Below are 22,192 nucleotides of genomic sequence, written 5' to 3' on the forward strand. Positions count from 1 at the left end.
ACGCCTTCCACCTCGCAGCGTCCGCAGTCGCGGATGCCCCGAAGGCTGCCGTCCCGATCCTTGTGGCCGCAGTCGACGGCGCTCGAAGCTGACCCTTCCCGGATCGTCCGGCGGACCCCGTAGGGGGAGGGTCGGCGAACTTCCTCGGGGTCCCCGTCCCGGCCGAGTTCTCCGCGCCGGGACCTTCACTCAGTACCGCTGAAGAGGCTTCGAGGCACCGACAGTGGGTTGTGGTCGGTCAGTTCTTCTTGCGGACGGTCTTGCTGGTGAGGCTCCAGACCCGGGACGTCACCGTGTGGTGCTGCTTGTCCCGGGCCGTGACGGTGATCTTGAACCGCGTGCCGTCGGGCAGCGGGGCGGACAGGTGGACGGACACCTTGTGGGTGGCCCGGTTGTAGGAGAGGACGGCCTTGACCTTGAGCTTCCCGGCGGCCGCGGCCTGCGCGCCCGGCAGGACGGTCACTGTCGCCTTCACCGTGGACAGCTTGGCCGTGCTGGGCAGGGAGGCGACCAGCGCGTTGTCCGCGTCGGCGGTGTGTGCCAGCGAGGAACTGGTCACCTCCGAGAACGAGTTGCCCGACGTCAGCGACGCGGACGGGTCGTCGGCGGTGAAGATCGGACCGACCCAGTAGTTTGCGGATCCGTAGGACCCGTTGGGGAAGGCCACGTCACTGCCGTACCGGTACAGCCCGTTGTGGGCCGTGCTGATGTCGGCGGTGGCGGTCAGCGGGTACGACTTGTGGGCCGACGCGAAGTAGCCGCCGTCCACCGCGTAGTTGCCGTTGGGCGCGTGGTAGGAGACGACGTACGCCGTGTCGGCGCTGATCGCGACCGGGGTCGCGAACGTCATCGTCTGCCAGCCGGAGGCGGACTCGGTGGTGAAGGTGCCGGAGGCGAGGAGCGTGCCGTCGGCGGACCAGAGGCTGCCGGTGTGGGTGCCGGTGTTCGTGGCGCCCTTGTAGAAGGTGACACCGGTGACCCAGCCGCTCGCCGAGGACTGGAACCTGGTGCCCAGTTCGAGGGAGTTGGGGTCGTCGGTGACGGCCGTCCTGGCCGGCACGGTGCTGGTGTTCCACAGCGTGCAGGGGCAGGTGACCGCGGGCGGGGTGGAGCTGGTGGTGAACGACCACGTCACCGGGGCCGTCATGGCGTTGCCCCACAGGTCCTCGGCCTGGACGGACGCGGTGTACGTGGTGTGCAGTTCCAGCTCGGTCGACGGTGTGAAGGTCGCCTTGTTCGACGCGGGGAGCGTGTTGACGCCCGGCACGGTGTTGCCGTTCGGGTCCTTCAGGGTGAACGTCAGCGTGTCGGCGTCGATGGCGTGGTCGAAGACGGCCGACACCGGTGCCGTGATCGACGCGCCGGTCGCCCCCGACGTCGGTGAGGTCGAGGTGACCACGGGCGGGGTCGTACTGGCCGTCGCGGTGTCCAGCACCACGTCCACCCAGTAGTTGCTGCCCGAGGACGCCGAGGACGGGAAGGCGCTGGTCGAGCTGTAGCGGTAGACGCCGTTGCCGCCGTCGGTGCCGGACTGGAGCGCGGTGAGCGGGGCCAGGCCCGCGGCACTGCCGGAGAAGTAGCCGCCGTCGTAGGAGTATCCGCCGTTCGGGGCGAAGTACGAGGCGACGTAGGTGGTGTTGGCCTTGACGGTCACCGGGGTGGCGAAGTTCAGCTGCTGCCAGCCGGAGGCCGTCTCGTTGGTGAAGGTGCCGGTGGCCAGGCGGGTGCCGGAGGCGCTCCACAGGCTGCCGGTGTGGGTGCCGGTGTTGGCGGGTGACTTGTAGAAGCGGACGCCGGTGATCGAACCGGCCACCGTGGTACGGACCTTGACGCCTAGCTCCAGCGGACCGGCGTCACCCGCGTTGAGGGTGCCGGGCACCGCCGTGGCGGGCCAGACGGTGCAGGGGCAGGCCTGGGGGCCGACGGTCACCGAGCGGGTGGTGACGGCACCGATGTTGACGCTGTCGTCGACCGCGCGGACCTTGATGGACGCGGCGCCCGGGGCCGTCGGCGTCCAGCTGTAGGTCCAGGACGTGAGTCCGGTGGCCGCGTTCCAGGTCGTCCCGCCGTCGGTGGACACCTCGACGCGGGCCACCACACCCCCGCCGGAGTCGGTGGCGGTGCCGCTGATGGTGACCGGCTTCAGAGCCGGGACGGTGACCCCGGAGGCCGGGCTGGTCACGGTGATGGCCGGGCCGGTGGTGTCGGTGGTGGCCGTGGCGCTGACGAGGTTGCTCTGCCGGGTCAGCGGCTGGACGCCCATGTCGGCGAGGATGTTCACCGTCGCCTGCTGCATACGGGAGTCCTCGGTGACCACCGCGTCATCGGGGTCGTACGTGGGGAGGTTGGTGAGACCCCACGACCACTGCACGGTCCCCGACCCGAACACCAGGGCTCCGGAGTCCTGGTCGCGGAACTCGACGAGACTGTGCGTCGCGGTTCCGTTGCCGTACATGTTGCCCCAGTCGAGGCGGTACTTGCCGTCGTTGATGTCCACTGTCGTGGACGACACGTTGATCGCTCCGGCAGGTCTGGTGCTGTTGACGATGTCGCTGTCCCACTCGTACCCGAGGGTGCCGGTCGGGAAGGTGGCCGTCTGGCTCGCCGTGAGGTTGGCGATGGAGGTGTTGCGCCAGATCCGGTTCTTGCCGTATGAGCCGGGGACCGTGATCGCGTCGTCGCGGGAGCCGTTCACCTGGAACATGGAGCCGGTGAGGATGTTCGGCGGCTGGTAGGTCTGACCGTAGGAGGTGCTGGTCGGGTCCATCCAGGTGCCGGTCCAGGTGCCGCTGGGGTCGGCGATGCCGTTGCCCTGCGCCATCTTGGTCATCTTGTAGCAGACCATGGTCCGGTTCGCCGTGCTCGTGCCGTCGTTGCTCGCGGCGAGCCGGGTCTTCCAGAAGACCTCGTTGCCGCTGAAGAAGGCCTGCCGGACGCCGGCCTTCCTGGCCGCCAGGACGTTGGAGTACTGGCTCTGCGTCCAGTACTCGTCGTGCCCTGAGGACAGGTACACCTTGTGCTTCGGCAGCAGGGTGGCGCCGTTGGTCGACACGTCCACGCCCGACAGATAGCTGACGTCGTAGCCGTTGCGCTCCAGCCAGGACAGCATCATGAACTCGGAGCCGTAGATGCCGTTGTCACCGCCGATGTCCAGCGGCCGGTTGTAGCTGACCTCGTAGGCGCGGCCGTCCGGCGCGGGGCCGGCGCCTCCGTAGAGGTCCTGGCCGCCGTAGTCGTTGTAGGCCTGCCAGGTCTCGTCGCTCGTCTGCACGACGATGTCGGAGGTGCTGGAGTCCTTGCGGACGACGAACGGGTACGGCATCAGGCCGTCGCCGTCGTTCTGTGTCAGGTTCGCGATGTACAGGCCGGACACCGCGTCGCTGGGCACCGTCCAGTTCACCGTGACGGGCCAGTTGCCGCAGTCGACCAGGCCTGTGCTGCTCTTGGTGGTGCAACTGGCGGGATTGGCGTTCGAGTTGTAGTTGGCCGGGTAGTTCACGGCCACCTGGGCCGGGGTCGAGATCAGGCGCGCGCCGTCGCCGCCGTACCAGCCGAGCCGGTAGATCTCCACGTGGTACGTGACCGGCGACTGGATCTTGAACTGGACGGTGTCACCGGCCTGGACGCTCTCCTTGGTGGAGAACCCCTTGATGTCACCGTAGGCGTTGGGCGAGTACCAGTCGGACATGGGGCTGCCCGTCTTGGAGTTCTCGCAGACGACCGGGTTCGAGCCCGTTCCGCACGGATCGGACGCGGCCTGGGCCGGGATGGCCTGCGGAAGCACCGCCCATATCAACGCTGCTACGACGGCGAGGCGCCCGCCCCGGATCCGTCTGCTCCATCTGTTCATGTGTACCTCTCAGCGGTGCTGTGCACTGTGCCGGGCCGACCCAGAGGCCGGGGTGGAGCGGGAGTGTGGGGGCCGATCAGCTTTCGAGCGCCTTGGCGAGCGTGTCCACGACGCGCTGCTGCTGATCGGGGCTTATTTGGGGGAAGAGCGGCAGCGACAGGATCCGGTCCGCCGCCTTCTCCGCGTGGGGGAAGTCGCCCCGGGCGTGGCCGAGATGCCGGTACGCCTCGGTGAGGTGGACGGGGGCGGGGTAGTGCACGCCGGCGCCGATGCCCTCCGCGTTGAGCTTGCCCACGAGGTCGTCGCGGTCCGTGCCGGATACCTGGACGACGTAGAGGTGCCAGACGTGCAGGTTGCCTGCGGCGGTGGCCGGCAGCACGACGCGCCCGGCGGACACCAGGTCGGCGAGGAGCGCGTCGTAGCGGGCCGCAGCCGACCGCCGGGCCGCGTTGCCGTCCGCGAGCCGCGCCAGTTTCGCCCGCAGGACGACGGCCTGCAGCCCGTCCAGCCGGCTGTTGAACCCGGGGACGTCGTGGCGGTACTTGGCGACGCCACCGTGGTTGGCGATCGCGCGCACCAGGTCGGCCGACTCCTCGTCGTCGGTGAGCACCGCGCCCGCGTCGCCGTAGGCGCCCAGGTTCTTGCCCGGGTAGAAGCTGGTCGCCGCGATCCCGCCGCTGCCCGGTGACCGGCCGTCGCGGGTGGCGCCCTGGCACTGGGCGGCGTCCTCGACGACCCTTACGTGGCTGGGCAGTTGGCCGGCCAGTTGCGTCACTTCGGCCATCTGGCCGTACAGGTGCACCGGTACCACCGCGCGGGTGGCCGGGCCGACCGCGTCCAGGGCGGCCTGCGGGTCGAGCAGGTAGGTGTCGGGCAGGCAGTCCGCCAGGACGGGCCGCGCGCCGATCCGGGCCACCGCGCCCGCGGTGGCGATGAAGGTGTTGGCGGGTATGACGACCTCGTCGCCGGGCCCGACCCCGCTCGCGCGCAGGGCGAGTTCGACGGCGTCGGTGCCGTTGGCGACGCCCACGCAGTGCGCGACACCGCCGAAGTCGGCGTACTCGCGCTCGAAGGCGCGCACCTCGTCGCCGCCGATGAACGCGGTGTCGGCCAGGATCCGTTCGAATCCGGCCCGTACCTCGTCGGCGACTTCCCGGTGGGCCGCGTTCAGGTCCACAAGCGGTATCTGGTTCATCTCAGCGGTCCCCCCACTGTTGTTCCTGTCGTGAGTTCGTCGAGCGCGGGCGTCGCCGCCTCGCGCAGCCGGCGGGCCGGGCTCCCCACCCAGACCTCGCCCGGCGGCACATCGCCGAGCACGGCGCTTCCCATCCCGATCAGCGACCAGGCGCCGACCACGGTGCCCTCCCTGACCAGGGCGCCGGAGCCCACATAGGCGCCCCGCTCCAGCCGCGCTCCCCCGCCCAGCCGGACGCCGGAGGCGAGCGTGGCGAAGTCCTCGACCACGTCGTCATGGGTGAGGACGACCTGTGGCATCACCGCGACATGCGCGCCCACCTCCACGGCCGCGGTCAGGACGCAGTGCGCGAGCAGCACCGAGCCGTGGCCGACCCGCGAGGTCGCCGACACGGACGCCGTCGGGTGGATCACGGTGGCGTAGCGGTCCGCGGGCAGGCCGAGCCTGCGGACCAGGCGGGCGCGGGCCGCGTAGTCCCGGGGGTTGCCGACGCAGATCACGACCCGCGCCTCGGGCAGGCCGTGGACCAGGTCGCAGCCGCCGAGTACGGGTACGCCGTCCACCTCGGTGCCGTGCAGGTGGGCGTTGTCGTCGAGGTGCCCGAGCAACTCGACGTCACCCGCGTCCCGTACGGCCTGGGCGGTCTCCCGGGCGAAGCCGCCCGCGCCGATGATCAGCAGTCCGCTCATCTTCGGGCCTGTTCACGCAGGGCCGCCACGACGCGGTCCTGCTGGGCCTCGGTGAGCGTGTGGAACAGCGGCAGGATCAGCGAGTCGCGGCTGATCCGCTCGGTGACCGGCAGGGGGGCGCTGGGGTGGCCCTCGTAGGCGGGTTCGAGGTGCGAGGCCATGATCCCGCGCCGGGCGGAGACGCCGGCCTCGGCGAGCGCGCCGAGCAGGTCGTCCCGGCCGACGGGGAAGTCCTCGTCCAGCAGCACCCAGTAGGACTGGAAGTTGCTCTGCCCGTGCTCGGGGTCGCGTACCGGCGTGAGTCCGGGGACGTCCCGCAGCAACGCGTCGTAACGGGCCGCCAGTTCGCGGCGGCGGGCGATCATCGCGTCGAGCTTGCCGAGCTGGACCAGGCCGATCGCGGCCTGGACGTCCGTCATCCGGTAGTTGTAGCCGACCTCTAGGTAGCTCTCCAGGACCGGCTTGCTGCTCGAATGGCGTTCGGCGGCCGAGGCGTTCATCCCGTGCTCGCGCAGCCGGCGCAGGCGTACCGCCCACTCGGCGTCGTCGGTGGTGATCATGCCGCCCTCGCCGGTGGTGACGAGCTTGCGGGGGTGGAAGGACCAGGCGGCGATCAGCGCGCCCTGTCCGACGGGCTTTCCGCCGACGGTCGAGCCGATGGCGCAGGCCGCGTCCTCGACGAGGGGCAGGTCCCAGTCGGCGCAGGCGGCGCGCAGCCCGTGCACGTCGGCCGGTACACCGCCCTGGTGGACGGCGAGGACGGCCTTGGTGCGGGGGGTGCGGACCGCGTCCACGGTGGCCGTGGTCAGGTTGCCGGTGTCGGGGTCGACGTCGGCGAACACGGGTTCGGCACCGACGTAGCGCACGGCGTTGGCGGTGGCGATGAACGACAGCGAGGGCACCACGACCTCGTCGCCGGGTCCGAGTCCGAGCGCGACGAGCGCGAGGTGGAGCGCGGTGGTGCAGGAGCTGACGGCGATGCCGTGCTCGGCGCCCACCCGCTCGGCGAAGGCCTGCTCGAAGGCGGCGACGCGGGGGCCCTGGGCGACCCACCCGGACAGCACCGCGTCGGAGGCGGCCTTGGCCTCCTCCTCGCCGAGCCAGGGGATCATCACCGGGATGCGGTCGGTGCTCACTTGGCTGCCTCCGCGGCGGCGTCGGCGGCGCGCTCGGCACGCCACCACTCCACCAGGTCCTTGAGCCCCGTACGCATGTCTATCCGCGCCGTGAAGCCGAGCCGCTCGGCGGCCTGGGTGGTGTCCGCGAGCCGCCGGACCACCCCGTTCACCGCGCGGGCGGGCCCGTGCTCCGGCTCCAGGCCGGACGCGCCCATGGCCTCCAGCAGGCCGTCGGCGAGCTGACGCAGCGAGGTCTCCGTGCCGCTGGCGACGTTGAACACCTCGTCCGTCACATCCGACTCGGCGGCCAGCACGTTGGCTCTGGCGATGTCACGGACGTCGACGAAGTCCATGGTCTGGGTGCCGTCACCGAGGATCAGCGGCGGCTCGCCCGCCTCGATGCGTTCCATCCAGCGGATGAGCACCTCGGTGTAGAGGCCGTGGATGTCCATCCGGGGGCCGTACACGTTGAAGTAGCGCAGCGCCACGTAGTCCAGTCCGAACATGGCGTGGAAGCTGCGCAGCATGCCCTCGTTGAAGGCCTTCGCCGCGCCGTAGAACGTGTCGTTGTTGTACGCGTGGTGGCGTTCGGTCGTCGGGAAGGTCTCGGCCATGCCGTAGACGGACGCCGAGGACGAGGCGATCACCTTGCCGACTCCGGCTTCGGCCGCCGCCTCAAGGACGTTGAAGGTGCCGTCGACCATGACCTCGTTGGCGAGGCGGGGTTCCTGCGCGCACTGGGTGATGCGGATCGCGGCCAGGTGGAACACCAGGTCGGCGCCCTCGGTGACCTTCCGTACGGTGGCGGCGTCCCGGATGTCACCCTCGACGACCTCGACCACGCCGCTGGGCATGGCCTTGGCGAGGTTGGCTCTCCGGCCCCGGACGAAGTTGTCCAGCACCACGATCTCGCGGGCGCCGCCCTCGGCCAGGAGGTCGACAAGGTTGGAGCCGATGGTGCCGGCTCCCCCGGTGACCAGGATCTTCTTGCCTCGTACGCTGCTCAACTGCCCTGCCCTCTCAGTGATGGTGACCGTCAACGGCCGGCACGCAGGCCGACGACCGCGCCCTTGAATTCCAGGCTGCGTGACGCCGCCTCGAGAATGTCCAGCACCCGCAGGCCCGCCCGGCCGTCGGTCAGCGGCGCCCGGCGCTGTCTGATCGAGTCGCCGAACTCGTCGACCATGCTGCGCAGCGCTTCCTTCTCGCCGATGGCGGGCGCGACCATGTCTCCGGAGCGGTAGGAGACGAGCATGTCCCGGCGCTCGTCCGCACCGATCTCCTGGGGCGCGGACAGGTCCACACCCCGGTCGAAGATCGCCACGCGCTGGGCGGGGTTGAGGTCGTCCCAGATCAGGGTGCGTTTGGCGCCGCCCACCATGGTGGTGCGTACCTTCGTCGGGGACAGCCAGTTGACGTGCACGTGGGCGATGGCCCCCGTGTTGAGCTGGAGCGTGAGATAGGCCACGCAGGCCTGTCCCGCGCCGATCGGGTCGGCCCCGTGGGCGGCGACGGCGACCGGCTCGACGTTGTCGGGGAGGATGAAGTCCAGGATCGACAGGTCGTGCGGGGCCAGGTCCCACATGACGTCGATGTCCTTCTGGACGAGCCCCAGGTTGATGCGTACCGAGTCGACGAAGTGGATCTCGCCGAGTTCGCCGGAGCGGACCAGTTCCCGGATACGGCCCACGGCAGGTGTGTAGCAGTAGGTGTGGTCGCACATCAGGGTGAGACCGCGTTCCTCCGCCTCGTTGACCAGGCGCACCCCGTCGGCGTAGGTCGCCGCGAGCGGCTTCTCCACGAGGACGTGCTTTCCGGCGCGCAGGGCGGCCAGGGCGATGTCCAGGTGGGTGCCGGCGGGTGTGGCCACGGCGACGGCGTCGACGGAGGGGTCGGCGAGGACGGCCGCGTAGTCCGCGGTGGCCTGGACGGTCGAGTAACCGCCGAGGACCCGCTGGGCCCGGTCCACGTCGAGGTCGCACAGCCAGCGCAGCCGGAACTGCTCGCTGGCCTGGAAGTTGCGTACGAGGTTGGGGCCCCAGTAGCCCGCCCCGACGACCGCGATCCCCAACGGCTCCGTGGTCTGCGTCACTTGGCTCTTCTTCCTTCGGTCCATCAGTAGGCCCCCGTTCCGCGCACCACCGCGGACCCGGTGCGCGCCAGAATCTCCAGGTCGAGTCCCATCGACCAGTTGTCCACGTATCCGAGATCGAGCCGGACCGCCTCGTCCCAGGGCAGGTCGGAGCGTCCGCTGACCTGCCACAGCCCGGTGAGTCCTGGCTTGACGAGCAGTCGGCGCTTGACCTCCGGCGTGTACTCCTCGACCTCCTCCGGCAGCGGCGGGCGGGGGCCGACGAGCGACATGTGACCGCCGAGCACGTTGATCAGCTGCGGCAGTTCGTCGAGCGACGTGCGGCGCAGCACCGAGCCGACCCGGGTGATCCGTGGGTCTTCCTTCACCTTGAACAGCAGGCCGTCGCTGTTCTCGTTGAGGTGTTCCAGTTCCGCCCGGAGGGACTCCGAGTCGGGCCGCATGGTGCGGAACTTGAACATGGTGAAGTGGTCGCCGTACCGGCCCACCCGCTGCTGCCTGAACAGCGTCGGCCCGGTGCTGTCCAGCCGCACGATCAGGGCGATCAGCAGCAGGGGCAGCGCGAGGACCGCCAGGAGTACGGCGGCGAGCAAGCGGTCCAGGAGTTCCTTGGGGAGCCGGGAGATCCGGGTGAGGTTGGGTGCCTGTATCCGTACCAGCGGCACCCCGTTGGTGGGGCGTACCGCCAGCCGGGACGCGGCCACGTCGGTCAGTACGGGGGCCAGCAGGAAGTTGACGCCCTGCACGGCCGCGGTCCAGGACATCCGGCGCAGGACGGAGGCGTCGGCCTCCGGGACCGGCAGCGCGACCACGGTGCTGATGCCCATGACCCGGATGACGTCGTCCATGTCGCCGACGCCGCCGAGGACGGGAAGCCCCAGCTCATGGATCTCCGACCGGTTCTTCGGATCGCTCAGGCACACCCCCGCGACGTGCAGTTCCTGCGCGCCACCGCGACGCAGTACGGCGACCAGCTCCACGATGCCGCGAGAGGGCCCGACCAGGAGGGTCGCGCTCCGGTCCCGGCCGCGCGCCCATCTTCGGTGCAGTCGGCGGCGGAGTGCGTATCTGCCCGGCAGGGCGATCACGACAGCCGGCACCGTGGCCATGATCATGTCATGGAGGAGTCCCTCGTCGTGCGCGAACACATAGTGCGCGACCGCGGCCAGCGCCGGGAGCACGAGGGCCCCACGGAGCACCCGTCGGTACTCCTCGGTTCCCAGCCCCAGGGCGGTGCGGTCGTAGGAACGGTGGGCGACCATGGCGACGATCCACATCGGGGGCAGCACCAGTGCCACCGCCCAGCGGCCGTACACCGCGTGGATCAGGAAGGCCGCGACGACGGCGGCGAAGCCGTCAGCGACCAACAGGGCGATCCGGTATTTGCGATCCCAACGTCTTCGGCGAGCTTCCGGAGTCCTGCGTTCCACAACCAGTTGCTCATGCGTGACCTCAATGGCCATGCTCCCCCCACCACATGCGCGGCTACCCCCCGATCGAAGTGCCCTCCACACAGCGACACTGGAAAGCGAGGGAGCGTGAGCGGTTCCCCAACCGCCTCATGCCCCCCAGCATGCTTTTCCTACAAGTTCAAATTCGTGCAAAAAGCCGCACCGTGACATGTAGTCAAGGACAAGTTCCCCACCCAAACCGGTCCGGCGGCACTCAATCTAGACCACCAAACGCAGTGACGGGAACGGTTGAACGAAACACACATCGCATTAGTGACACTGACGGCATACTGCCCACGTGACGAGCATCGTGATACCGGCCCACAACGAGGCACGAGTCATCGGCCGACTCCTCGATTCGCTGGTGGCCGACTCCCCCGAGGACGAGACCGACATCGTGGTCGTGTGCAACGGCTGCACGGACGACACCGCGGGAATCGCGGCCGCGTACGGACCGCGCGTCCGGGTGGTCGAGATCCCCACCCCCTCGAAGCACGCCGCTCTGCGGGCGGGCGACGACCACGCGCACGGCTTCCCCCGCCTCTATGTGGACGCCGACGTCGTGATCACGGGCGCGGACGTACGGGCGCTGACCGAGCCCCTGGACGACGACACTTCGGACATCCTCGCCACCGCGCCCGACCGGCGGATCCCGCTGGCCGGCTGCGCCTGGCGGGTCCGCGCCTACTACCGGGTGTGGCAGCGGCTCCCCGCCGTCCGTGAGGGGCTGTTCGGCCGGGGCGTCATCGCGGTCTCCAAGACCGGGCACGCCAGGATCGCCGCGCTGCCGCCGCTGATGGCGGACGACCTGGCCGCGTCCCTGGCGTTCACCCCGCAGGAGAGGCTCGTGGTCGACGGGGCCGCTGTCGTGGTCCACCCGCCGCGCACCTGGCCGGACCTGATGAGACGGCGCGTCCGGGCCGCGGTGTCCACCGCCCAGGTGGAACAGCACCAGGGACCGGAGGAAGCCACGGCGCGCACGAGCGTGGCGGATCTGAAAGCCCTGGTCCGCAGGGATCCGAAGCTCCTGCCCAGTGTCGTAGTCTTCGTCGCGGCGGCGGTCGCGGCCCGGCGGAAGGCCGGAAAGGCCATCCGAGCACAGGACTTCGGCACCTGGCTACGGGACGAGAGCAGCCGGCAGAACTGAGCACCGCACCTGGAGTTCCCGATCATGTATCTCACCGACCGTTCCGCCCCCGCACAGGCGGACACCGAACAGGGCCGAAGACGTGGCCCGGGGCGCAGGGTCGCCCCGGTGGTGCTCGTGCTCGGCTCGGTCAGCCTGATAACCGACATCTCCTCGGAGATGGTCACCGCCGTTCTGCCGCTCTACCTCGTCACCACCCTCGGCTTCACCCCGCTGGTGTTCGGCACCCTCGACGGGGTCTACAACGGCGTCAGCGCGCTGGTCCAGCTCACCGGCGGCCACATCGCCGACCGGGTGCGCAACCACAAGCTGATGGCCGGGCTCGGGTACGGCCTGTCCGCGCTGTGCAAGCCGCTGCTCCTGCTCGTGAGCAGCATCGGCGCCCTCGGCACAATCCTCGCCCTGGACCGCACCGGCAAGGGTCTGCGTACCGCCCCGCGCGACGCGATGATCTCCCTGTCCACGCCTCCCGAGCGGCAGGGCCGCGCCTTCGGCGTGCACCGGGCGATGGACACCACGGGCGCGATGCTGGGCCCGCTGGCCGCCTTCTTCATCCTGCGCGCGGCGACCGACGGCTACGACGCCGTGTTCGGCGTGAGCGCGTGCGTCGCCGTGCTCGGTGTGCTCGTACTGGTGCTGTTCGTACCGGGCAGACGGCGGGACGAGCAGCCGCCCGAAGCGGACGCGGCCGACGGCAGACCGCCCGTGCGCGTACGGGAAGCGCTGGCCCTGCTGCGGATCCCCCGGCTGCGGGCGCTCGCCCTCTGCGCGGCGCTCCTCGGCCTGACGACGGTCAGCGACGCCTTCGTCTACCTGCTCCTGCAACGGCGCGCCGGCATCGCCGACGAGTGGTTCCCGCTGCTGCCGCTGGGCACCGCCGCCGTGTTCCTGCTGCTGGCCGTGCCCTTCGGCGCGCTGGCCGACCGGGTCGGGCGCCGCACCGTCTTCCTCGCCGGGCACGTCAGTCTGCTCACCGGCTACGGCCTGCTGCTGTGGGCCCCGGCCACGCCGGCCCTGCCCTTCCTCGTACTCGCCCTGCACGGCGTGTTCTACGCGGCAACCGACGGCGTGCTGCCGGCCGCTCTCGCCGACGTCGTGCCCGAGCAACTGCGCGCCAGCGGCCTCGCCATCGTCGGGACCAGCCAGGCGCTGGCCCGGTTCTGCTGCTCACTCGCCTTCGGCGCCGCCTGGACGGTGTGGGGCGACGGTCCCGCGCTCGCCGGCTCGGCGGTCGGTCTGCTGTGCTGCGCGGTCGTCGCGGGCATGGTCCTGCGGCCGAGCGGTGAGACCCGATGACCACCACAGCCACGACGCCCCAAGGATCCGGATGACTTCGCTGCGCCGCCGCCTGCTCATACTCGTCGCGGGAGTGCTGGTCCTCGCGGGCGTGGGAACCGGTGTGGTCCTGCACGCCGCCGACCGTGCTGACCGGGCGAACCGGTCGCAGCCCGGCGGGCCCGCCGTCAGTACGGGCAGGCTGACACTCGACCAGAAGAGCCGCCTGACGTTCGTCAACGCCGCCGCCGGCCCGCACCGCACGGCGGTCGCCTCGGTCCCGTCCACCGACCCCGGCGCCGGCCGGACCGCCTCGGACCTGAAGTGCGCGCGCTTCTACGCGGCGGCCGGCACAGGCGTCTGCCTCCAGTCCGTCCCCGGGGTCCTGAAGCAGAGCAACCGCGCCCTGCTCCTGGACGCGAACCTCCGCACCGTACGCACCTACCCGCTCGCGGGCGCCCCCAGCCGGGCCCGGGTCTCCCCCAGTGGCCGCTTCGTCGCCTGGACCGTCTTCGTGTCCGGCGAGTCCTACGCTTCCGCCTTCTTCTCCACCCGGACCTCGGTCCTGGACACCCGCACCATGAAGCTGACGCCGAGCCTGGAGACGTTCTCCGTCGTCCTGGACGGCAAGCCGTACCGCGCCTCGGACGTCAACTTCTGGGGCGTCACCTTCGCCGCCGACGACGACACCTTCTACGCCACCCTCAACACCGGCAACAAGACGTATCTGGTCCGGGGTTCGCTGTCCGAGCGCAAGGTCACCACCCTGATCGAGAACGTGGAGTGCCCCTCGCTCTCCCCGGACGGGACGCGTGTCGCCTTCAAGAAGCGGGTCCTGTCCCGTACGGCCCTGTGGCACGAGTACGTCCTCGACCTCGGCACGCTCAAGGAAACAGCGCTCGCCGAACGCCACAGCGTCGACGACCAGGCCACCTGGCTCGACGACGACACGATCGCCTACGCCCTGCCCACCGACGGCAAGGTCGGCAGCAGCGACCTGTGGACCGTGCCCGCGAACGGCACGGGCAGCCCCCGTCTGCTGATCGCCGGGGCCTCGTCCCCGGCGCCCCTGTAGACGGCGAAGGGCGGTGACACGCCCGCGTCCACCTGGTGGACGCGGGCGTACGGGCCTGTTCGCCGGGGTTCAGGGAGCGTCGCGGTCGCAGGACAGATCCGGCAGCCGTACCGCGTCGGCCATCGCCTGCATTCCGGTGTCGTTCGGGTGCAGGTGATCGCCGTTGTCGAAGAACGGCAGGATCCGCTCCTGGTCGTAGGGGCTGCGCAGGACGCGGTCGAAGTCGGCCACGGCGTCGAACTCGCCGCCGCCACGGATGAATTCGTTGACCTCCCGTCGTACGGCCTCGGCCGGCGCGTCCCACTCGGACCAGCCCTTGAAGGGACCGACCGTGGCCCCGACGACACAAACGCCGGCCGCATGGGCTCGGTTGATGATCCGGCGGTAGCCGTCGATCAGATCCGCGGCCGTGACACCGGTGTGGGCCTTGATGTCGTTGACCCCCTCGAAGAGGAGGACCGTGCGGACGCCGGGGTGGGAGAGCACGTCCCGGTGCAGTCTGTTCAGGGCGCTCTGCCCGGCTCCGTCGGCGAGGACCTTGTTACCGGAGATCCCCTCGTTGGCCACTCCCCCGATGCCGGTGCCGGCGCCCGCGTCGGTCTGGAGACGACGGGCCAGGTAGTCGGGCCAGCGCCGGTTCAGGCCGGTGCTGGACTGCCAGCCGTCGGTGATGGAGTCGCCCAGAGCGACGACCGCCCCGACGTCCGAGCCGGTCCGCACGGTGACGGCGTCCAGGTGGAACCAGGAGCCGGTGGTGCCGGTCCAGTTGTCCGGGCCCTCCTCCGCCACGTGATCGCCCGTGGAGGTGTAGGACGTCTGCATGGCCATACCGTGCCCCGTCGCCGGGCCGCCCGCCTCCGCCGCGTACAGGCTGACCGCCAGCGAGGTGGCGGCCGGCAGCCGTCCGGGCAGCGGATCGCTGAGCACGGTCTCACCGGCGGGCACGGTGACGGACCACTTCCCGCCGAACGCCAGAGGCCTGTTGCTGCCCCGGACCAGGGCGGCACCCTCCTTCTGTACGCCCACGTACGCCCGGCCGAGAGTCAGGGGCCGGTCGCCGAAGGCGTTGGACAGCCTGACACGCAGGTGGGTTCCGCCCGCACTGGTCCGTACGACGAGCCGGTAACCGCGGTCCGAGGCGGCCTCGCCCATCCGGTCGGCGCTCGCACCCCAGGTGACGATCTCGTGCGTCAGGGCAGTCGCGGAACTCGTGGCATTGGCGGAATTCGGGGCACTCGCGGCAGGGGCTGCCGTCGCCGATCCGGTCAACAGCTGCGCGGCGGCGGCATACGCGACCACTGGCACGGCGAGCCGCCGCAGTACGCCCGCGACGCTGACGGTGTGCCGACGCACCGCGTCACCGCCCCAGGTCGCGCAGCGTCACGGACCGGCCGGGCGACAGGGTGACCTTCCGGGACCTGTCCCCGTACGCCACCGTGGTCGTGCGACCGCCGACACTCGTCACCGTGACCTCGGTCGGTCTGCCGTCCCGCCAGCTCAGGTCCACGGTGAAGCCACCGCGTACGCCCACGCCCGTGATCGATCCGGAGTCGGACCAGGCCTCGGGCAGCGCCGGCAGCAGTTCGGTGCGGCCGGGACGGGAGTACACCAGCATCTCGATCATCGCGGCGGGCGTACCGAAGTTGCCGTCGATCTGGAAGATGCCCCGGCCCCGCTCGACCTCGTAGATGTCGAACAGGTTGGGCGCGGTGCCGTTGCTGCCGCCGGCGGAGGGCCGCAGGTTGTTCACCACGAGCCGGTAGGCGTTGTCGGCGTTCTTCAGGCGGGCCCAGCACAGGCTGCGCCAGGCGTTAGCCCAGCCGAAACTCTCCATGCCGCGCGCGGTGAGCAGCGCCGTCGCGCCCTCGACGATCTCCGCGGGCGTCGAGCCGTCCGGGCGGATCCGGTCGCCGGGGAACAACTGGACAAGGGGGGACAGATGCCGGTGGGTGGTCTCCCCCAGGTTGTCGGGGGACATCCACTCCTCCAACCAGCCTGTTCTCGGGCTCACTCGGGGCAGGTGGAGCTGCTTCTGCAGACCGGCGACCGTCCGGGCGTACGCAGTGTCCTTGCCCAACACCCCGCACGCTGTGCGGTAGTTGTCGAACAGGGCCCAGACGAGTTCCTGGGCGTAGGTGATGCCCTTGGCGTCGAGCGGGCCGTGTTCGGGCGACCAGTCGCTGTCGGCGACGAGGACCTCCCGTGTCTCGCCGGTGTCGGGGTCCGTGACCGTCGTCGTCAGCAGTCTCGCCTCCCAGAACTGACATGCCCCCTTGAGCATCGGGTGGATACGGGCGAGATGGGCTCGGTCCTGGGTGAACTCGTAGTGCTCGTAGAGGGAGTTGCACAGCCAGGCGTTGCCGGCGGGGTGCCACCACCAGCCCATGCCGCCGTGGATGTTGGTGGAGACGGCGACGGTCCAACCCGCGTTCTTCCCGCTGGAGTTGCGGTAGCGGTTGCGGGGGTCGTCGAAGTGGGTGCGGGTGAGTTCGGTCCAGGAGGGCAGCTGGGCCAGGCAGTAGTCGGTGAAGGCGTCGAAACAGTCGGACAGGGCGGCCCGGTCGGCCAGCCAGTAGTTCATCTGGAGGTTGATGTCGGTGTGGTAGTCGCCCATCCAGTCGGGGTCGTTGCCGTCGAGCCACAGTCCCTGGAGGTTCAGCGGCAGACTGCCGCGTGAGCCGGCGATCATCAGATAGCGCCCGAACTGCAGGTAGGACGCCTCCAGTTCGGGATCGGGCGTGTCATCGGTGTGGCGTGCCCGGATCCGCTCCCAGGTGTCCATGCCGCGTTGCAGCGCGGTGGAGGTACCGAGGGACACGTCCATGCGCTCGAACAGCCGCCGGTGGTCGGCGACATGGGTGTGCAGCAGGGTGGCCGCGGAGTGCTCGGCGGCGTCGAGGACCTTGGCGCGGGCGAGTTTTCGCGGGTCGAGCGACGGATCGCGGTAGCCGGCGGTCGCGTCGGGCGCGTAGTCGGTGCCGCCGGTGACTATCACCGTGAGGCTCACGCAGTCACGGAAGGAGATCCGTGCCCCGTCGACGGCGACGGTTCCCCCGCTCCCGTACGCGGTGACGGCCGCCCCGTACCGCAGTCCGCCTGGGAACTCGGCGCCGTAGGAGGCGTATCGGCCCGACCGTACGCCCGTGGTGGTCTCACCGTGGGTGCCGTCCAGGCTGATGGCGCCGGTGTACCGGCCGCCGCCGTCCTGGGTGAAGTGCAGGACGACGACGTCGTCGGGGAGGCTGGCGAAGACCTGCCGCCGGTACGTCACACCGGAGCGCACGTAGGAGGCGGTGACCAGGCCCTGGCGGAGGTCGAGGGCGCGTCGGTAGCCGGAGACGGCCGACAGGTCGTGGTCGGGTATGTCGACGGTCAGCTTGCCCAGCAGGGTGAACGACCCGAAGTCCGCGCGGCCGTACGGGAACTGGCCGTCGTCGTCGAGGGTGCTGTTGGGTCCGCCGGTCCACATGGTGGCGTCGGTGAGGAACAGCCGTTCCCGGCCGGGGTCGTTGCTCACGAGCGCGCCGAGGCGGCCGTTGCCGACCGGCAGACCCTGGGTGATCATCGAGCCGTCGTCGGCGGGTGCCTGCCACCACAGTTCGGTGCCGGCGCCCTTGGACAGCATCGGGGAGTGGGTGGGTCTCGTGGGTGCGGCGGAGGCGGCGAACGCGGGTGTCCCGCCGAGCGCGGCGAGGGCTCCGGAGACGGCGGCGAAGGAGAGCAGGCCGCGCCTGCTGGGAAGAGTCGGTGGCGAATCGGGGCGTGGGGTGTCCATGGATGCGCTCCCTTGTGACATGCGAGTGGGCCGTCAGGACAGGTTCGGTACGTCGACCCGGTCGATGTCAGGGGCGTAGCCGTCGCCGCTGTCGAGGGTGATGGTGTTGACGCCGGCCTTCAGGTTGAGTGGCACACTCACCGTCTCGACGGTTCCCCAGTCGCCCGTGGAGGGGAACTTGTGGCCGGTGGCGGACCCGCCGTTGGCGGAGATCCGCAGGGAGCGCGCGTCGCCGCTGACGTAGGCGATGTCCACCACGTACCGCCCCGCCTTCGCGACCTTGACTCCGTTCAGGGTGAGCTTTCCACCGAGGTAGAGGTTGCCGACCTTCTTGGCTCCGGAGCAGGCGTCGCAGCCGGCCACCGAGGCGTTGCCGCTGAGGGTGTTGGCCTCCGCCTCGTAGGCCGTCTTCGTAAGGGCGGGACCCTGCGGGGTGACGGTGAACAGGCGCGAGCCGTGCGTGGGCAGTGCCTGGGTGACCTTGTCCTTGTAGGTGCCGAGGTTCTCGTGGTTCCACAGATCGCGGACCCTGGCCTTGCCGGAGAACCCGAGGGTGGACCAGTCGGCGGTGACGGAGGCGGGCGCGTTCCCGAGGTTGAACAGGGCGACCGTGAAGCTGCCGTCGGAGTTCTTCGCCGCCCAGACCTGCTGGTCGTCGGAGGGGGTGACCGGCCTGGCGGGCGGGGTGTCGCCCTGGTCGACCGCGATGACCTCCTTGTTGGTGAGGAGGGAGAGCCCGTACGAGTCGAGGCGTGTCAGGTCGTCGCCGGTGTAGAGAGGTGACTTGGCGATCGCCCACAAGGTGGCGTAACTCTGCCGTTCGGCCTTGGTGAGTCCGTCCATCTCGCCGTTGCCGACGTTGAGGGAGTCCAGGTCGTTCCAGCCGCCGGGGCCGGCGTGGCGCGTCCAGGCGGGGGTGTCGTCCCAGCGGTCCTCGACGGAGTTCTCCCAGGTGACCAGCGTGTTGCAGTAGCACTCGACGTCGGTGTCGATGCGCCAGCCGTTGGAGTACCGCTTCCAGTCGGCGGCATGGCCGATGTCGAGGGACCAGGACAGTTCGAGGTGGATCGGCCGTCCGGTGGCGGCTATCGCCTTCTGCCATGCGGCGACGTCGGCGACGTTGTCGTAGTTGTCCCCGCTCTTGAACGAGCCCGGGCCGACACCGTCCAGTTTGAGGAAGTCGTAGCCCCAGTCCGCGAACAAACGTGCCTGGGAGTCGATGTACTTCTGGGCGCAGGGCCGCGAGAAGTCGAGCTTGTACGCGCTGTCCCACCCGTTGGTGGTGCGCAGGTCGCCGTACACCACGTCGGCGGTCGTGCAGTCCCCGGCGTTCCACAGAGGCACCCTGCCCTCGCCGTACGCCTCCTTCTCCAGTCCGGCCGGCAGGTAGATACCGGCCTTCAGGCCCTTGGCGTGGAGGTCGTCGGCGACGGCCTTCATCCCCCGGGGGAAGCGCCCGGGATCGGCGGTCTGTCTGCCGAACCCGTCGAAGCGGGGCTTCCAGGCCGTGTCCCGCCACCAGCCGGCGTCGATGTTGACGTACTCGTAGCCGTACGGCTTGAGCTTGGCGGCGAGTGCGTCGGCCTGCTTGAGCACGTTCTTCTCGGTCAGATAGCTGTAGTCGCCGTCCGGGTTGAGTCCCGGGTACCTGGACGACTGCATGCTCCAGCTCGTCCAGCCCATGTACGGCCGGGTCGACGGCGCCGGGAAGGTGTCTGCCGCCGGGGTCGCCGTGGCGGCGGGGGTGAGCGCCGCGAGGCCCGCTGTCAGGGCGAGGACGAGCAGGGCTCTGCCGGTGCGGCGGACGGGATGGGCGCGGTCGGCGCGGTGGGGGGACAACGGCATGACTGTGACCTCCAGGTCGGTGAAGGACGTACGGGTTGCCGTGCGGGGACGCCCGGTTGCGGGCGCGCGGGATCACACGCCCTGGGCTGTGCGCCCAGGGCGGGGAGATGGGGGGTGACGAGACGGAGCGGCGGGCCTCAGCGCTCTCCGCGTCCGATGACGGTCTCCGGGTGGGCGGTGGCCCCTGGCCCGGACATGCCGCCCGGCTCGCCACGGTTGAAGTCGTTACCGGCGGGGGCCGGTTCCTGTGACGTGAAGCGGCTCTGCGACGACATCGCTACTCCTTGGGCGGGTCTGATCTGATGAAGGACTGGATGGCGGTGGCCGCCGCTCCACGGGCCCACTCCTCGAAGGGCAGCGGACGCGTCCTGACGTCGCATCGCGCGGCGGCGCCGAAGGCGGAGGCGGCGAAGGTGTCCCTGATCCGCTCGGCGAACAGGTCGTAGGCGGCGAGCCCTTCGCCGGAGATGATCACTCGTTCGGGTCCGAGCAGATTGACCACGGAACCGATGGCCCGTCCGATGGCCGCGCCGGCCCGCGCGTACACCTCGCGGGCTCCGGCATCGCCGCGGTGGGCGAGTTCCAGTGCCTCGGCAGCGTCCGCCACGTCGATCCCGGTCGCGGCCCGTACGTCGCGCACGATCGCCGAGTCGGAGGCGATGGCCTCCACGCAGCCCCGGTTGCCGCAGTGGCACGGCGGGCCCGCCGGGTCGAGGGAGAGATGCCCGATCTCACCGGCCACCCCGTGGGCGCCGGAGACCACCCGGCCGCCCACGACGAGCCCGCAGCCGATGCCGGCACCCACCGTCACCAGCGCGAAGTCGGACAGCCCCACGCCGGCGCCGAACCACTGTTCGGCCACCGTGAGCGCACGGACGTCGTTGTCGACGGTGACCGGCAGACCGGTGGTCATGGCGGCGAGGTTCGCGAGCGGAACGTCCCGCCAGTCGAGAAACGGGGAGTACCGCACCATGCCTTCCGCACGGTCCACGTCGCCGGAGACTGCGACCCCCATGCCTTTGACCGGCGCCCCGAACTCCTCGGCGGCGGTGCGCAGTTCGAGGACGAGGTCGCTGAGGGTGGCGAGAACACCCCCGGGCTGTCGGTCGCCGAGCGGGATGTGCCGGGCGACCCTGATGCGGCAGCACAGATCCGTCAGTACGGCGATGATCTCGTCGCCGGTCACCTTGACCCCGAGGAACAGCGCGCGGTCGCCGTCGACCCGCACCGGGTTGGCGGGCCGGCCGAGCACCCGCCTGTGCTCCTCGTCGATGTCCTCCAGCAGGTATCCCGTCTCGATCAGCGGCCGCACCGCCTTGGTCACCGCCGCGGGGGACAGTGCGGCCCGCCGTGCGATCTCCGCGCGGGTGAGCGGGCCGTGGGAGAGCACGATGGTGAAGATCTGGGCGGCGGCGGGCGTTTGGGCCGGGAACGTCTCGGAGGGGGGCGACGGGCGCATGGCCGGAACGTACGGTTCATTCTTTTCTGTTGTCAATAAAAGAAGCAGGATTACTGTGAAGCCGCTGTGGCCGGCCCCTCAGTGGCCGTCCCCACACTCACCGGTCGATCTGCTCCATCACGTTCCACACCCGCGCCCCGTCGTCGTACCCCACGGTGACGATCAGCGGTGGCCCCTCGGACGGCTGGACCTGGCACGCGGCGCGTACCCAGCCGTGGCCGCTGAGGAAACCCGCCAGGTCCGTGCCGAGGTCGCCGACCCGCTCACCGGTGAACGGATCCCATACGGCGGTGCCCGGGCCGTCCCCGCCGACGACGAGGAGGATGCGGTCCCCGGCGGTCGCCCGGCACAGGGCGTACACGGGCCCGGAACCCGGTGTGAGCGCCCCGGCCTCCTCCCGCTTCTCCAGATCCCACAGCCGGACGACCCCGTCCCGGCCACCGGTGGCCAGCAGCCTGCGGTCGCCGTCGGAGACCTCGCACAGAGTCCACACGAACCCGTTGTGCGCGGTCAGCGACAGGTCCGACTCCGCGGACTCGACGTCCAACAGGTCCACCGTGCCGTTGCCGTGGCCGACCGCGAGCTGCGTCCGGCCGTCCCGGCGCACCTCGCACAGGGCGAAGATGTATCCCTTGCCCTTGCCGGTGTCGATCGCGCGGACCAGTCGGCCGTCGCTCGGGTCCCAGATGCACACGATGTGGTCCCGGCCCGCCGATGCCAGCAGTTCCTGTCCGGAGACCCGCACCGTACACAGCGCGTAGACCCAGCCGCGGTGACCGCTGAGGGTCGCCACCATCGAGCCGTCCTCGACGTTCCAGAGCCGGACGGTTCCGTCCCGTCCGCCGGATGCCAGCAGGGACGTACCGTCCACGTGGACCTCGCACAGCGCGCGGATCCAGGTGCGCGAAGCCTGGAGGACGGACACGTCCTCCCGCTCGGCCGGGTCCGCGAGCCGGATCGACCCGCGGTGCCCTGAGTACGCCAGGAGTTTCCGGTCGCCGACGGTGATCTCGCAGACCGCTTCGAACGACGGCCGGAACCGCCACCTGCCCGGGTACTTCCGGATCTGCCATACGACGATCACGGCGATCACCACGACGATCCCCACCACTGTGCCGGCGATCAGCATCTGCCCTCCCCGAAGTGCCCGGAACTTCCCCGATGGGGCAACAACCGTGCTCCGCCCGCCAGTTGATCGTTTCGCGTTCGCCGGGTCCTGCC

16 protein-coding genes are annotated in these 22,192 nt (G+C 70.4%); 3 read left to right on the forward strand and 13 right to left on the reverse strand.

Annotated elements, in window-relative coordinates; translation table 11 throughout:
• Positions 1-238: 238 nt before the first annotated feature.
• The 7 genes from STRTUCAR8_RS07440 to STRTUCAR8_RS07470 form a co-directional block, all read right to left on the reverse strand.
• Positions 239-3,850, reverse strand: coding sequence for a DUF4082 domain-containing protein (locus tag STRTUCAR8_RS07440; protein ID WP_006374951.1), 3,612 nt, complete (start codon positions 3,848-3,850; stop codon positions 239-241).
• A 76-nt stretch (positions 3,851-3,926) separates the two neighbouring features.
• Entirely contained in the window at positions 3,927-5,045 is a 1,119-nt protein-coding gene (locus STRTUCAR8_RS07445; protein WP_006374938.1) for a DegT/DnrJ/EryC1/StrS family aminotransferase, read from the reverse strand.
• On the reverse strand, positions 5,042-5,734 hold the full coding sequence (locus STRTUCAR8_RS07450; RefSeq protein ID WP_006374920.1) for an acetyltransferase: 693 nt from the start codon (positions 5,732-5,734) through the stop codon (positions 5,042-5,044). Before STRTUCAR8_RS07450 ends, STRTUCAR8_RS07445 begins: the two co-directional genes overlap by 4 nt.
• Positions 5,731-6,870 (reverse strand): DegT/DnrJ/EryC1/StrS family aminotransferase, encoded by a 1,140-nt coding sequence (locus STRTUCAR8_RS07455; RefSeq protein ID WP_006374930.1) that lies wholly within the window; start codon positions 6,868-6,870, stop codon positions 5,731-5,733. Before STRTUCAR8_RS07455 ends, STRTUCAR8_RS07450 begins: the two co-directional genes overlap by 4 nt.
• Positions 6,867-7,859 carry an NAD-dependent epimerase/dehydratase family protein gene (locus STRTUCAR8_RS07460; RefSeq protein ID WP_044471796.1) on the reverse strand — a complete coding sequence of 331 codons (993 nt, stop codon included), beginning with the start codon at positions 7,857-7,859 and terminating at the stop codon, positions 6,867-6,869. Before STRTUCAR8_RS07460 ends, STRTUCAR8_RS07455 begins: the two co-directional genes overlap by 4 nt.
• Before the next feature lie 29 nt (positions 7,860-7,888).
• Positions 7,889-8,944: a Gfo/Idh/MocA family protein gene (locus STRTUCAR8_RS07465; protein ID WP_006374949.1), complete on the reverse strand. Its 1,056-nt coding sequence runs from the start codon at positions 8,942-8,944 to the stop codon at positions 7,889-7,891.
• 23 nt (positions 8,945-8,967) lie between these two features.
• A complete protein-coding gene (locus STRTUCAR8_RS07470) occupies positions 8,968-10,407 on the reverse strand; it encodes a sugar transferase (protein WP_048818724.1) in 1,440 nt (479 codons plus the stop codon).
• Between the two features lie 286 nt (positions 10,408-10,693).
• On the opposite strand from STRTUCAR8_RS07470, the gene STRTUCAR8_RS07475 reads away from it, so the two are divergent.
• The 3 genes from STRTUCAR8_RS07475 to STRTUCAR8_RS07485 are packed head-to-tail and all read left to right on the forward strand — an operon-like array spanning position 10,694 to position 13,892.
• On the forward strand, positions 10,694-11,542 hold the full coding sequence (locus STRTUCAR8_RS07475) for a glycosyltransferase family 2 protein (RefSeq protein WP_006374945.1): 849 nt from the start codon (positions 10,694-10,696) through the stop codon (positions 11,540-11,542).
• A gap of 24 nt (positions 11,543-11,566) precedes the next feature.
• The gene (locus STRTUCAR8_RS07480; protein ID WP_006374922.1) at positions 11,567-12,838 is read left to right on the forward strand and encodes an MFS transporter; all 1,272 of its coding nucleotides are present in this window, start codon (positions 11,567-11,569) and stop codon (positions 12,836-12,838) included.
• A 31-nt stretch (positions 12,839-12,869) separates the two neighbouring features.
• Positions 12,870-13,892 carry a TolB-like translocation protein gene (locus tag STRTUCAR8_RS07485; RefSeq protein ID WP_006374936.1) on the forward strand — a complete coding sequence of 341 codons (1,023 nt, stop codon included), beginning with the start codon at positions 12,870-12,872 and terminating at the stop codon, positions 13,890-13,892.
• 69 nt (positions 13,893-13,961) lie between these two features.
• On the opposite strand, the gene STRTUCAR8_RS07490 is transcribed toward STRTUCAR8_RS07485, so the two are convergent.
• The 6 genes from STRTUCAR8_RS07490 to STRTUCAR8_RS07510 all read right to left on the reverse strand — a co-directional run bounded on the left by STRTUCAR8_RS07490 (position 13,962) and on the right by STRTUCAR8_RS07510 (position 22,100).
• The gene (locus STRTUCAR8_RS07490) at positions 13,962-15,245 is read right to left on the reverse strand and encodes an SGNH/GDSL hydrolase family protein (RefSeq protein ID WP_006374963.1); all 1,284 of its coding nucleotides are present in this window, start codon (positions 15,243-15,245) and stop codon (positions 13,962-13,964) included.
• 4 nt (positions 15,246-15,249) lie between these two features.
• Entirely contained in the window at positions 15,250-17,667 is a 2,418-nt protein-coding gene (locus STRTUCAR8_RS07495) for a glycosyl hydrolase family 95 catalytic domain-containing protein (protein ID WP_006374961.1), read from the reverse strand.
• A 33-nt stretch (positions 17,668-17,700) separates the two neighbouring features.
• Positions 17,701-19,512, reverse strand: coding sequence for an alpha-galactosidase D (locus STRTUCAR8_RS07500; protein ID WP_006374905.1), 1,812 nt, complete (start codon positions 19,510-19,512; stop codon positions 17,701-17,703).
• A 137-nt stretch (positions 19,513-19,649) separates the two neighbouring features.
• Positions 19,650-19,787, reverse strand: a complete 138-nt coding sequence (locus STRTUCAR8_RS52375; protein ID WP_006374927.1) for a hypothetical protein — start codon at positions 19,785-19,787, stop codon at positions 19,650-19,652.
• Positions 19,788-19,789: 2 nt separating this feature from the next.
• Positions 19,790-20,971: an ROK family transcriptional regulator gene (locus STRTUCAR8_RS07505; protein ID WP_006374913.1), complete on the reverse strand. Its 1,182-nt coding sequence runs from the start codon at positions 20,969-20,971 to the stop codon at positions 19,790-19,792.
• A 97-nt stretch (positions 20,972-21,068) separates the two neighbouring features.
• Positions 21,069-22,100, reverse strand: coding sequence for a WD40 repeat domain-containing protein (locus STRTUCAR8_RS07510; RefSeq protein WP_006374925.1), 1,032 nt, complete (start codon positions 22,098-22,100; stop codon positions 21,069-21,071).
• Positions 22,101-22,192 lie beyond the last annotated feature (92 nt).

This window comes from Streptomyces turgidiscabies Car8 (assembly GCF_000331005.1).
Taxonomy (GTDB): domain Bacteria; phylum Actinomycetota; class Actinomycetes; order Streptomycetales; family Streptomycetaceae; genus Streptomyces; species Streptomyces turgidiscabies.